The sequence below is a fragment of the Clostridium tertium genome (genome assembly GCF_902652255.1).
Taxonomy (GTDB): domain Bacteria; phylum Bacillota; class Clostridia; order Clostridiales; family Clostridiaceae; genus Clostridium; species Clostridium tertium_A.
The window spans coordinates 17,717-31,791 of sequence record NZ_CACRTO010000005.1; the positions used below are offsets into that span (position 1 = coordinate 17,717).

Here is a 14,075-nt window from a genome sequence, read left to right on the forward strand (position 1 = left end):
ACTATTCTTAAGCACTAAAATATTCTTGAGATAATTCTATTACTTTTACCTAACGTGCTGGCACGTGAGATGATGATAATAGCTTAGGAATCATGACTGGTACGCTTACTTTTAATGAAGTATGAGATCGAAAAAAGTTGTAAAACGTAGTGAAAAGCGTTACAATATAAGAAATAAAAGGAATAGTTAATAAAAAATGGAGTAGATTAATGAAAGAATATATTGAACTGGGGTATGGGTATAATTTAACAGAAAATGCAAGTAAGGATTATTTAGAACTAATTAAAATTAATAAAGATGGTAAAGTAGATATAGATCACATTAGAGGTATTTACAAGAGTGATAGAAATGTTTTTTTTAAGCTAATAAATGAAATACTTTTAAGAGGTGGAAACTTTCATTTAGAGAAAGAACAAAATATATTAAAAAATATTACTATTGAATCAAATGAATTCATTTTTAAAAGCGAAAATGAATTTAGATCATTAGAAATTAATTTCGAGGAATATAATTTTGGAGATTTTCTTAACAAGTATAAAGTAGATAATGATAAGTTCTTTAACTTCATGTTTATCGAGGCCTTCAAAATTATTGATAGAAATGTAAATATTGATAAATTGAAGGAAGAATTTATTAAAGTTGGATTTAAAATATTTGAACAAGAAACTTTTGAAAGAAAATATATTGACAAAGCAAGTAAAAAGTGGAATACGATAAATGAAGGGGAGCAGGATAGAGAAACGGATAATGAATATCAAATCATAGAGGAATTAAATAATATAGTTACTTCAATTTCAGAAGATATTAAGTATAAGGAAGTAAAGGAAATTTTTTTTGAATCAAATGAGAGAATGTTTATAGATTATTGCATGAAGAATGATATCCTACTAATAAATGATTTAGATGGGAAATCTCTTCACAATTTTTCAAAGTTTAAAGGTATAGGTAAAAAGAAATTTGATTTAGTTAAAGAAAAATTAGAAAATATTGAAGAGATAATACTGGGAAATGAATCTAAAATAGGTGGAAAATATGATGATGAAATTCAAAAAAAACCTGAAAAATATTTAGAGGAAATTAAAGAGTTGAACCTATTAAATGAAAAGATTGTAGATATATTTAATCAAAGAACATTCTTGATTTATTGTTATCAGAATAATAAGGAGAATCTAAAGGATATATTAGAAGAGATAGAGACTGGTTTTATAAGAATACCTAAGATGGGAGTTACAAAATGTAAAAGGTTATTTAGTGAATTAGATGAACTAATAGAAGCTGCTAAATCAAAAAATAAACTTTTAAAAGATTTTATCATTAAAATTAATGAACATTGGTTTGAAAAAATAAAGTATAAAAAGATTAAAGATATAGCGTTATTGCTAGAGATAGATTTAAATTTAAATGGTATTGAAGAGAAAACTTTTGAAGAGATTCAAGATACAAAGTTAGACGATTATAGCTTAGATAAAGAATCTAAAAAACAAGTTGTAGAAGTTATATGGAAAATTAATAACTTAATGGATCTAAACAGTATAATAGAATATTCTGTGAATATTCTTAAGGACGATGATAAAAAAATATTGAAGAAGAGGTATTTATCGGGAAAGACTCTTGAGGAAATAGGGAAGGAATATAATTTAACAAGGGAAAGAATAAGACAAAAAATCATTAAGGCAAATGAAAAATTAAAGGGAATGTATAACAACTATGATATTATAAGTAGTCTTAAATTAGAGTTTGTTAATTCTAAGTTTATTGGAATTAGCGAAATACTTAATTTTGTTAATGAAGAAAATAGATTAGGAATTAAGATTTTCTTAGAATTAAGGGAAGATTTAATTTTTAAAGATATGGAAATACTTACTTTAAATAACAATGGATATATTGAAGAATTAAACAATGAGATCATAGAGTATTTAGATGAAGAGTTTATTATAGACGATGTTATAGATGGATTAAATGAGATATATGAAATAGTAGGCTTTAAGGATTTAGAAAAATACAAAATAGAAAAACACTTAATTAAATTAGGATATAAAAAGTATGGTAAATTATATTCTAAAAATATACTCTCCCTACAAAAAGGATATGAGTGGATTGCTAATAGATATATTGAAAATTCAATAAGAATAGATGATGAGGGATTAGATCTATTGAAGAAGAAATATAATGAGATTTTTGAAGAGGATATTTCAGATAAGAGTATAAGAACTGTTGAAGCTAGGATAATAGAAAATCCTAATATGATTTGTATAGATAATCGTGAATATATTCATATAACAAAATGGAATGTTTACGAGAAAACAAAGCAGGTAGCAGATAAGGTCTTGGAAGACACATTGAAATTCGTTGAAATTACTACGGCTCAAGATGTTATAAAATATCATGAAAGTGAATTATCCAATGTAGGTATCAACAATAAGTATTATTTTTACTCCGTAATAAAACATTTCTTTAGTGATAAATATGCTACAGGTAAGGGAAATACTATGTCTATAACTTATAACACTAATAAGGATATTATGAGTAAAAGTAGGGAAGATATTGTTAAAGAGTACATTAGCGAAAATGGTGGGGTAGTATTGAGAAATGAAGCTTTGAACGAGCTTAGATGGGAACTATTTAAGTTGGAAGATACTATTTCAAAAAGTAATGAAATTATTAAGATTGGGAATTATATTACATTAATATCAAATGAACTATTAAGTGAAAATATAAAATCAAAGCTTAAAGGTATGGTAAGGGAATCATTAAGTAAATATGGAGTTGTATCTACACAATTTATTTATTCTAAGTCTATGATTGATATAGAACTATATACTTTCTTTAAATACTTTCACATTAAATCTGGAGATGGGATTGCGGCTATTATTAAAGTTTTAGATCCGTATTTGAAAGGTCATACCAATTTACTGTACTATGAGGATAGTCAGGTAAGGTCACCAGAGGATATTGTTATAAGTAGATTTAGAGAAGTCCATAAGAAAGAAGAAATAAAGAGCCTGTTAAAGGAAATTGGATACAAAGGAGCTAGTATTGGAAATATATTTACTAAATTAATAGAAGAAAAAGAGTACTATTTAATATCAAATGTAGAGATTGTTTATAAAGATAAACTAAAAGAAATAGAGGGAAATGTAATTAATAATGTATATAGCTTATTGGATTCAGAAATAGGTGAAAAGAAATATATTGTGGTTAATAATATATGTAGATTAAGAAGAAGATTACCTAGAATTGATTTTACTTGGGAGCCAGAATTAATATCTAGCTTAGTGAATGGAAAGAAGTATAAAAGAGTAAAAAGAGTTTACTATGATTATGTTGGAGGGACAGATAGAGTAATTTTAGTAAAAGATAATTCTTCAATTGAAAGATTTGATGAGTTAGTTAAATATATTATTATGAATGAATACAATGGAGTAAAACATATTGATTATATATATAAGTTCTTAGTAGATCAAGGCGTAATATATAATAATGAAAAAAATAGATCGTTACCTTATGAAATATTAACATCAGAATTATTTGAAATTGATGAAATGGGAAGATTTAAGATTAGGGAGTAGTTAATGAGTTGTTTAAGTGATTTAGATCTGCAATTTAAATATAGATCGAATAAAGACAAGCTTAGTGTAGATTTTTATGAAAAGTGTTTAAACGTAAGTTCGAGATATGATAGAGCAGTTGGATATTTTACAAGTTCAAGCTTATCGGCACTTGGAGAAGGTCTAGAAAGATTTATAAAAAATGATGGAAAAATAAGAATAGTTGCTAATCCTTTATTAGAAGAAGGAGATTATAAAGCTATATTAAGAGGAGAAAAGGCTAAAGAGGATATTATAGAAAAGGCATTATTAAGGCAAATAAATATTTGTAAGGATACAATAAAAAATGATTCACTTAGTACTTTAGCTTATCTTATTAGTGAAGGAAAATTAGAGATAAAAATAGCTTTTTCAGAAGATAATATATTATATCATGAAAAGTTCGGTGTTTTTTATGATAATTTTGGCAATAAGGTTGCTTTTTCAGGATCAGCAAACGAAACATTAAATGGATTAGTTAATAACTTTGAAAAGGTAGATGTTTACTTTGGAGAAAATGAATTATACAGGATAAATGATATGATAGATGATTTTGAAAATCTTTGGATTAATAAAACAGAAAAGTTAACTGTTATGAATATACCAAATGCAGTTTTATTAAATATGATAAGCTTAAATAAGAAAAATAGTAATAAAAAAGAAGTAAAACCAAGGCTTTATCAGCTTGAAGCTATGAAAGCTTTTAAAGATAATCAATGGAATGGAATATTTGAAATGGCTACAGGTACGGGTAAAACTATTACTAGTTTATTAATTACAAGAGAATATAAAAAAGAGAAAAAAAGAATGTTTTTAATAATATTAGTTCCATTTACTCATCTTGTAGATCAATGGATAGATAACTGTAAACTACTTGGATATAAGCGAATAATTAAATGTTATGGAAGTAAGACTTCATGGATGACTAAACTCGAAAGTAAAGTAAGGGATTTTAACATTGGTATAAGTGATTTAGAAGTTGCAATTACCACATATAAATCAGCTTCATCAATAGAGTTTAATGATATTCTAAGTAGGATAAAAAATAATGGGTTTATTATAGGTGATGAGTGTCATTATTTTGGAGTTAGATCATTAACAAACAATAAATTTGGAAATATAGATGCAAGACTAGGTTTATCTGCAACCCCAGATAGATGGTGGGATGAAATAGGCACAGATAACTTAAGAAGTTATTTTGGGAAAACTGTATATGAATATGGAATGAGTGAAGCAATAAAAAATGGTATATTAACAGAGTATGAATATAATCCGGTTATATGTGACTTGGATGAAGCGGAAATATTAGAATATGAAAAGATAACCAGAAGGATACAAAAGCTCACACTAAAAGAAAATAAGACATATGAAGATAAAAAGGCAATTGAAGAGTTAAACAGAAAAAGAAGTTTAATTTTATCTAAAGCAAAAAATAAAATAGATAGATTAATTAATTTATTAAAAAAGGAAGATCTAAAAGAATTAAAGCATACATTGATTTATTGTGCACCAGGTGATATTGATAAGATTACTAAGATAGTAGCAGATTTAGGCATAAGAGTATATAGGTTTGATTCGAGAGTTAGTAATAGTGAAAGAGGTAAGATACTACAAAGGTTTGAGGAAGGGGATATACAAATATTAGTTGCTATCAAATGTTTAGATGAGGGGGTTGATATACCAGCAACAAGAAAGGCTTTCTTTTTAGCATCAACATCTAATCCACGTGAATTTGTTCAAAGAAGAGGTAGAATACTTAGAAAATCAAAGGGGAAAAATCTAGCAGTCATTTATGACTTCATAGTTATTCCTAGTAAAGCAGAAGAAAAAACATATATAACAATTGCAAAAAAAGAAATGCCAAGATTTGCTGAGTTTTCAAAATATGCTATTAATCAACATAAGAGTAGAATGATAATGAGAAAATATTTAGAAATAGTAGATTTAGAGTATTTAATGGATAAGTTGCCATGGGAAGTATATAGAGAGTTAAAGGAGGAGCTTGAAAATGAGTAGAGAAAAAACAAATCTAGATATAAATATGGACTTAAAGGAAAAGATTAATTCATTAGATCCTGATATTGCATTTTTAGCTAATGAGGTATTAGCTGATATTGAAAAAGGAAAGACAGAGAATCAAATAAAAGAGTTCATTAGAGATGAGATAACTGAAATTGTAAAAGAGGAGATAAGATAAATGCAATTAAATAGTATTATAGTGAATAATTTTAGGCAGTATTATGGAGAACAAAAAATTGAATTTGCTCAAGGGGATAAAAATGTAACAATTATATTTGGAGAGAATGGAAAAGGCAAAACAGGTTTATTTAGAGCTTTAATATTTGGATTATTTGGGGAAAAGTATATAAACCAAGATAATAAGAATGATGAGATACATCTTGTAAATTTTAATGCATTGGAGGAAAATAACGGTTATCCTGTTGAGGCATATGTGATAGTAAATTTTACTCATAAACAAAAGGAATACATTATAAAGAGAAAAGTGGTTGGGTATAAAGTAGATAATAAGATAACTGAAAAAATAAACGGAATAGAATTAAACATAAAAGATGAAAATGGAAATTATGATAACAAAAATGATCTTAATGATGATGAAAAAAATAAGCTAGTAGGAATGGTTTTTGATTCAAAAATTAAAGATTTCTTTCTTTTTGACGCTGAAAGAATCGAAACATTAGCAAAGACAAATAAAGAATCTAAGTTAGAAGTAGAAAACGGAATAAAAAATCTGTTAAATATAGATAAGTTACAAAAGGCTATAAATATAACAGGGGATTTAGTAAAAGAAGAAAGACGTAATATTAGTAGTAGAGTTAATAATAGCGAAGTTACTAAATGTGAAGAAAATATAAAAAGTATAGAAGAAGAAATAAAGAACATTGAAGAAATAATAGATGCAAAGAAAAGCGAAGAATTAGCATGTCAAGAAGAAATAGAATCAATAGACAAGAAATTAAGAGAAAATGAGTCAATTAGACTTATTCAAGATAAGATCAAAGAAAAGAAGATTAATAAAGCAACAAAAGAGGATCTTTTAACTTCTGAAAAGCAAGCTATAAAAGAAAAAAGTTTTTATAAATGTCATATGCTTTTAATGGATCCTATATATGAGATGGCTAAGTATTACTTAGGACAAGTTGTGATTAAGCAAAAAGATTTAATTCCTTTAGAAATAATAGAAAAATCTTTAAATGATGAGATTTGTAGCTGCTGTAAGGTTGATTTATCAAAAAATGTTGAAGCTTATAATGAAATAGTTAAGCTTAAAAAGAACTTTAAAAGATCTGAATTAACTCCTTTGATTTCAGAAATAACAAATACTATTAATGAATTTTTACAAGATAAAGAAAAAGAGTTAGATAGTATAAAATTAAGACTATCTAAGATTAGAGAAATTAAAGATGAAATAGAAGAGATTCAAGAAGAAATAAACGAGTTAAATGAAGAATCAAAAGGAAAAAGTAAAGGAACAGCTAATCTTGAAGAACTAGAAAAAACTAAAAAAAGATGTGAAGAAAATAAAGAAAATCTGAAAAGGGATATTGGTAATTTAGAAGGAAGAAAAGATTCGTCAATAGATGCTCTTAATAAGGAAAAAAGAAAATATGATAAGCTAATAAGTGAAAATGAAGCAGTTAAATTTGATTCTAAAAAATTAGAATATATGAAAAAGTTAAATGAAGATCTACAAAATATTTTAGATGGGTATAGTGAAACTATGAGAAAAAATCTTATGGAAGAAACTACAGAGATATTTAAGAAGCTGATAGACAAAAAGGATAAGGCACTTATTAGTAAAATAAATATTAATCACAAGTATGAAATACAAGTTATAAATAGATTAGAAACTATAATTACACAAGATATATCACAAGGGCAAAGACAAATAGTAGCTTTAGCATTTATAACTGCATTAGCAAAAGTTGCAGGTGGGGAGGATTCCTCAATAGACTTCCCATTATTTATGGATACACCTTTTGGTAGAGTAAGTGGTAATAATAGAGATAACTTAATAGAAAATATCCCTTTATTAGCTAACCAATGGATATTATTGTTAACTGATACTGAGTTAACTATAAGTGAAGAGTTAAAAATTAAAGAAGTTGGAAAGCTAGGTAAATGGTATAAATTAAATCAGATTTCCGATGGATTTTCAAAAATTGAAGAAGTAAGTTTAGATAGTAAAATGGCTATAAGGGGGTAATTGAGAATGGATTTTTTAAGAGATCAGGGTCTAATATATACAAGTAAAAAATATGAAGAAATATACATCTTATTTAAAGAGAGATATGATATAAGCTATGATCAGTTATTTACTTTATGTGCTGTAGTAGGCTTTAAAAACAATAGAGCTTTAGAAAGAGAATCAAGAGGAAGAGAGTTTAGAGGTAGTTATCTAAAAAGAGATAATAAAGCAAGCTTATACTCTATTATTTTAAATGATGAAGATTTAGGAAAGCAGATTGATTCTTTTGAAAAAAGTGAATATCAAAAGGAATGTATCAAAAAACTAGAGAAATATGCTGAAGGTGGCATGGAAATACTCGTAGAGGAAGTGTTCAGAGGAAAATGGGGAACTAATAAGTTAGATGAAAGATATGATGAATATATTATTGATATAATTAGTTATGTTTATGAAAATAGTATAGAGTTGCCATTCTAGGTTAAAAATTTTTAAAAATATTATTTTATTGTAGGTCGTACTAGTGATATTTAACTAGTATGACTTATTTTCTACAAAAAATTTCAATATATGATTAAATGTCACCAATAGTATAAATGGGATAAAACAGCGATCCTACTATTGAACTCTCATTTCTACTTTATTATATGCATAAAAGTAAAGTGAAAAAACCTTATTTAGAGTAGCTTCTGAGAAGTGTATTTCTGGAGAACCCAAATAAAATAGAATAGACTTTTTTTAGTGAAAATTATCTAGATTAGATATCAAAAGTTATTATCTTAAGAATAAAAAGTAATTTATTGATTCCATATATTTCTTTTTTATATAGAACAATATACAATTAAAAGTATAGGTTTTGTGTATGATGATATGAAGAAACTAAAAGCAATACAGGGGGATATAGATGAAATTATTCAAAATTGCATACAAAGTAGCACGAGAAAACACAAGAGAAATATACAAAGGGTTTGGCTTTAAACATCTATCGGATGCAACGCAGTATTATGTTCATATAAATAATGAATCATTTAATGGGAGAACAACACTTTGTCAACCGATTGGGGAAGCTATAATACTATTTACTTCAATGATTTCAAGTATAATACATGGTGACCTTTATGGTGATTATTATATATCAGATAATGCAAATACAGTATATTTAGAAATAAATTTTCCAGAAGATTATATTGAAAATACAGTTATAGAACAAAATATTCGCAAATACAAAGTACTTTTACAAGGAAACAATATAACACTAGCAGCCTATGATTATTATGGGAAATTGATTTATGGCAATATGGAACATTTACATATTTTATATAAGCTTTTACCAAGCTTCATGGTGCTACTTGCTAGAGAATTTGAGGTAAATGAAGATTTCAAAATGCTTATGGAAGAGTTCATAAAAGAACCAGTGGCAGATATATTCGTTAACATACATGAGGATTTTTATCAAAATCATAAAAATCAAGATTACAATCTCAATTATAGCGAATTACCTTATGTCGATACGTCCTCGATGTTTTCATTTGCATCAAAATATAAAATAGTCATAGATAATAAAAATGAAATGAAACAAGAGAATATAATAGAAATTATACCATTTTCTAGTAATACATTTAAAAAAGAGGATCAAAAGTATATACCAAAATTATCTGAAGAATTCATAATACCTAAAAATTTACATAGTGTATGTAATGCAATTTCGAAGGGGGATTGTCTAGCAGTATTATTCCATGGACCATCTGGAACTGGTAAGACTATGGCTTGCAAACTTATATGTAAAGAAATTGGACTTCCAATAATGGAAACAATAAATTGCACAGAAAATCTAGATGAGTTTGTTTTGGGGAAATATATGCCAGAGGGTAACCAAATAAATTTTAAGGAGAGTTTTGTAACTTATGCTATTAGAAATGGTGGAGCTGTAGTTTTTGAAGAGATAAACTTTGCAAAACCACAATATTTAGCTTTTTTAAACTCACTATTAGATGATAATGGATTTGTACGGTTAGACAATGGTGATGTTATTAAAAGACACGAGAATTTTAGATTTTTTGCAACAATGAATATTGGGTATTTTGGAACAAAAGAACTTAATCAATCACTTTACAACAGGTTTAATGTCATAATAGAAACTCCAGATCTGCCTAAGGAAGCAATATGCAGAATGCTTGCACTTAGAGTTCCAGAATGTGAAAATGTTTTAGATAAGGTAATTGGAGTATATAGTAAGATAAAAAATAAAATAGAAGCAGAAGAACTAGATGTAGTGATATCCCCAAGAAATCTAGAAAATTGGGTAAAGCTTGCAAAATATGAAGGATATATTTTAGCTGCAGAAAAGACTATTATACCAATTGCGAAAGGTGATAGAATTTTAGAAGAAACAATACGTGGAATTATTATGCTTTATAGGTGGAAATAATGGACAAGAAAAATAGTGAAATATTAAGGCAATATCAATGTGATTATAACAGAGAACTTGAAGAAAGCTTTGCAAGAACATTATCAGAAAATGAAACATTAAGATTATTTTTTATTAATGAAAATAAAGCTTTTACAGATGGTAAAAACATTATAGTAGATCCAGCTATAAATGAAGGCTTTTGTGATAGGGAAGCTTTAGAGAAAATCGAAGAGATAATGAATCTACCACCTAGTTTTTCAACCAATCCAGATAATGCATTAAGAATGATTACCAGGGGACAAAATATACATGAGGCACTACATATAATATATACATCATTTCCATCTTTGGCTTTTCAAGATAAAGATATTGATACTAAAAGTAAAAAATATGCCATGGGTCTAATAGAAAATATTATAGAGGATGCATACATAGAAGGAGTAGGAGCATGTCTTTATGATAATTTAGAGATTTATCTAATATTTTTAAGGTATACAATGGTTTTAGCTAAGAATCAAAGTGAGGGGACTGCAAAAAGTATCATAATAGGCAATTCAAAGAAAGTTGAAACCTTAGTAGAATATTTAGATTATATAGCAATAAGCATTCTTTATCCAATGATTGTATTACAAAAGCCTTCTAGAAAAACCATTAAGTATATAAAGAAAACCATGGAATTGTTTAAGATGGCAACTTTAGCGGAAAGTCCTAAAGAAAGGTATTGTTATGCTAAAAAAATATTTAATATAATAAAGCCTATAATACCTGAGGATTATGAAAAGTTAAAAGATGAATCATTAGAGAGTATTTTATATGGAATGAAAACACATTCATTAGAAAGTGTTAGCATTAGTAGAATTAAGAGTGAAGGAAAAGAAGCTAAGATTACCAGACTATTATTTCAAGAATATAAAGATTATTCAAAGGAAATACATTCAATTATAGAAAGTTTTAATAAGCAGAGAAAATCAAGTTTGAGTACACTTTATTCTGTAGGATTCAAACAAATTTTTTATGGTAAGCAATTTGATTGTTCAGCCCTTCATAATAAGATTAGAATTAATGAAGAAAAACCAAATGTAGATTTAAATTTTAAAAAAGCTTATGAAAATATTTATAAAAGGTATAAGATTAATATTAATTCATATAATAGTAAGTTTTATCAACTTTTAAAGGGAAAGATTAGTTGCAGAGAGGAGAGGCAGATTTTTGGAACTGGAGTTTCTTCAAGGTATTTAGCTGACCATAGAAAAAGATATTGGTATAAAAATAGTGAAAGTGAGGAGATACCTGATTTTGGAGTGTTACTTCTTATAGATGGTTCAGGTTCTATGATGGGTGAAAGAAGGGAGAGGGCTATAATATCTTCTGTAATTTTACATGAAGTTTTAAAAACTCAGAATATACCTCATGCGATTATTGAACATAGGGCGCGTTTTGAAAATCCTGAAATCGATATAAATATTTTAGTTGGATTTAATTCTAAAAAAGAAGATAAGTTTAATTTAATGAAGATTAGCTCATATGGAGATAATAGAGATGCATTAGCTTTATTTTGGTCTGAAAGGTATATGAGTAGAAGCATTTCTTATGAAAATAAACTAATTATTGTGATTTCTGATGGTGTACCAAGTCATATGGTAGATAATTATTATCCTCCTGCATCCATTGTTGATACCAGAAATTCTGTTGAAAAAATTACAAAAAGGGGTACCAAGATTATTGGAGTCTCCTTAGCTGAAGAGGAGGAATTAAAGGATATTTATCCTAATCTTGTTAATTGTAGTGATTTAAAAAGATTAACAGGGGAAATATTAACTTTGGTTTCTACACAGTTGAAATAATGAAAATATTTGTAGTATGGTATTTAATTATAAAAACATATAATTAAAACCTGAATTTAAAATATTCCTAAGTACATAATATATGAGTAAAACTATCCTTTTTACTTACGATGTGATGAGGCGTATCTGTGGAGAGCCAAAATAAATAGAAATATTTAAGATATTAAAGTATCATTGGGGTAGGTTACAATTGATAGGTAAGTATTGAAATAGGTGTAGATAGAAAAATAGTAAGCTGTTAATTATGTGTTTGATTATAATTTTAAAGTTACGAAACTAAGTCCAGCAATATGTAAATTGCTGGATTTTATATTGTTAAATTAGATATTCATTTATAAATTGTAAAATGTTTAAATGTAATTGGTCTAGCGCAGATTCCTCTATTGGATAATGACTTCCGTTTTTTAATTCTACAATTTTTATTGGAACTTTCTTAATTTTATTTAAAAATTGTGTGCTAAGATGTAGTGGGGTCCATCTATCTTCTTTAGGTTGGGTTAATAAAATTGGACAAATATTAAAATTTTCAGGTTCAATATCAGGTTGATAAGTCATATAAGTATAAATGAATTTTAATGGTACACTACTTCCAGCTGATGTTTTATCTTTTATCATTACTTTAAGAGCATTCTTATCATTGCATAAAGCGTTCATTTTTGAGCAAATAGTCATTTTCATTTTAAAGTTTGAAAGACCTATGTTAGAAGATAACTTTGACAATGGAACACCAAATTTTGCCCAAAATATATTTCTAGTGGTTTCATCTCTAACCATTTGCTCTCTTTGATCCAAAAATGTCATTCCGATTATACCTTTTACTTTCTTATTTTTGCAGGCAACATGATATGTTTCCATACCACCAGCTGATAAACCATAAAGGAATATGGGTCTTGAATCTTTTCTTAATTCATGATTTATATAATCATTCCCTAAATTAATCCAGTCATCATATGTAATAGTCATATTTTTATTAATTTCAGTCATGCCATAAAGTGGCATATCTATAGCTATAACCTCAAAATCATCTTTAGAAAGAGGTCCTCCAATAATTGTGGACATCTGCCTACCATTAGTTCCCACTCCGTGAAATAAAATAACTTTTGCTTTGGCATTTTTATTTCTAAATGTATCTAAATGTACCTTATTTCCTTTCCAATTCCACCATTCTTCCTCAGGTTGATAATTAGAATTGAAATGCAATTTTGGTGGTAAAAACTTTTCGATTTCTTTCCATGATTTTTGTTCATTATAATTCATACTAAATCCCCCTCTTTATTAATTTTCTTCTCTAATAGTTCTTCTTATTCTGCTTAAGGACTCTGGTGTTATTCCTAAATAAGAAGCAATATAATGTTGAGAAATTCTTTCATTAATTTCCTTATATTCTTTTTGAAAAGATATATATCTTTCTGTTGCACTCATTATTTGAAAAGCATATTCCCTTTGCATTTTATAAAGTAGATTATTTTCTAAAAATTCCATATATAAACAACTTAGACTTTCATTTTGTAAAATTAATTCTTTTAATTCTTTAGCTTTGAATTTTAATGCCGTTACATTTTCTAATGCCTCAAATCCTTGAATACTTTTCTGATTAGAAAAAAGACTTTCTCCTATACAAAAATCATTTTCTTTCATAAAAAATTTGGTGATGTCATTTCCTTCTTTATCTAAATAATAGCTTCTAGCTATCCCAGAAAAGATTAAGTATACTACATTTGCTTCATCCCACATGTTTAATATCATATCATTTTTGGTAAAATAAACTTCAGAACTTATTTCTAGTATTTTTTCAACTATTTCATGGCTAACGCAGTAATTACTATTACTAAAAGTACTTTTAATTAAATTGTATTTATCTTCTTTTTTCAATTAGTATCAACTCCCAATTTATTTTATATGTTATTGCTAAGAAAAACATTAACATTTGTTAGTAGTTAAGAAGTAATTAGCAGTTGCTAAATACTGATTTAATAATATACAAGTGTAGAGAAGTGAAATAAGAAAAACAATAGAAAGTTGAATTTTAA

General features: G+C 26.9%; 9 protein-coding genes. 7 read left to right on the top strand and 2 right to left on the bottom strand.

Going from position 1 to position 14,075, the window contains the following annotated elements:
• Positions 1–209: 209 nt before the first annotated feature.
• The 7 genes from GPX08_RS00160 to GPX08_RS00190 all read left to right on the top strand — a co-directional run bounded on the left by GPX08_RS00160 (position 210) and on the right by GPX08_RS00190 (position 12,045).
• Positions 210–3,569, top strand: coding sequence for a hypothetical protein (locus GPX08_RS00160; protein WP_156624233.1), 3,360 nt, complete (start codon positions 210–212; stop codon positions 3,567–3,569).
• 3 nt (positions 3,570–3,572) lie between these two features.
• The gene (locus GPX08_RS00165; RefSeq protein ID WP_156624234.1) at positions 3,573–5,603 is read left to right on the top strand and encodes a DEAD/DEAH box helicase; all 2,031 of its coding nucleotides are present in this window, start codon (positions 3,573–3,575) and stop codon (positions 5,601–5,603) included.
• Positions 5,596–5,784 (top strand): hypothetical protein, encoded by a 189-nt coding sequence (locus GPX08_RS00170; RefSeq protein WP_156624235.1) that lies wholly within the window; start codon positions 5,596–5,598, stop codon positions 5,782–5,784. Before GPX08_RS00165 ends, GPX08_RS00170 begins: the two co-directional genes overlap by 8 nt.
• Positions 5,785–7,812, top strand: a complete 2,028-nt coding sequence (locus GPX08_RS00175) for an AAA family ATPase (protein ID WP_156624236.1) — start codon at positions 5,785–5,787, stop codon at positions 7,810–7,812.
• Positions 7,813–7,818: 6 nt separating this feature from the next.
• Entirely contained in the window at positions 7,819–8,271 is a 453-nt protein-coding gene (locus GPX08_RS00180; RefSeq protein ID WP_156624237.1) for a hypothetical protein, read from the top strand.
• 424 nt (positions 8,272–8,695) lie between these two features.
• Positions 8,696–10,219, top strand: a complete 1,524-nt coding sequence (locus tag GPX08_RS00185; RefSeq protein WP_156624238.1) for an AAA domain-containing protein — start codon at positions 8,696–8,698, stop codon at positions 10,217–10,219.
• Complete coding sequence (locus GPX08_RS00190) at positions 10,219–12,045, top strand: hypothetical protein (RefSeq protein WP_156624239.1); 1,827 nt, start codon at positions 10,219–10,221, stop codon at positions 12,043–12,045. Before GPX08_RS00185 ends, GPX08_RS00190 begins: the two co-directional genes overlap by 1 nt.
• A gap of 315 nt (positions 12,046–12,360) precedes the next feature.
• On the opposite strand, the gene GPX08_RS00195 is transcribed toward GPX08_RS00190, so the two are convergent.
• On the bottom strand, positions 12,361–13,302 hold the full coding sequence (locus GPX08_RS00195; RefSeq protein WP_156624240.1) for an alpha/beta hydrolase: 942 nt from the start codon (positions 13,300–13,302) through the stop codon (positions 12,361–12,363).
• A gap of 18 nt (positions 13,303–13,320) precedes the next feature.
• Positions 13,321–13,917 (bottom strand): cyclic nucleotide-binding domain-containing protein, encoded by a 597-nt coding sequence (locus GPX08_RS00200; protein WP_156624241.1) that lies wholly within the window; start codon positions 13,915–13,917, stop codon positions 13,321–13,323.
• Positions 13,918–14,075: the final 158 nt, after the last annotated feature.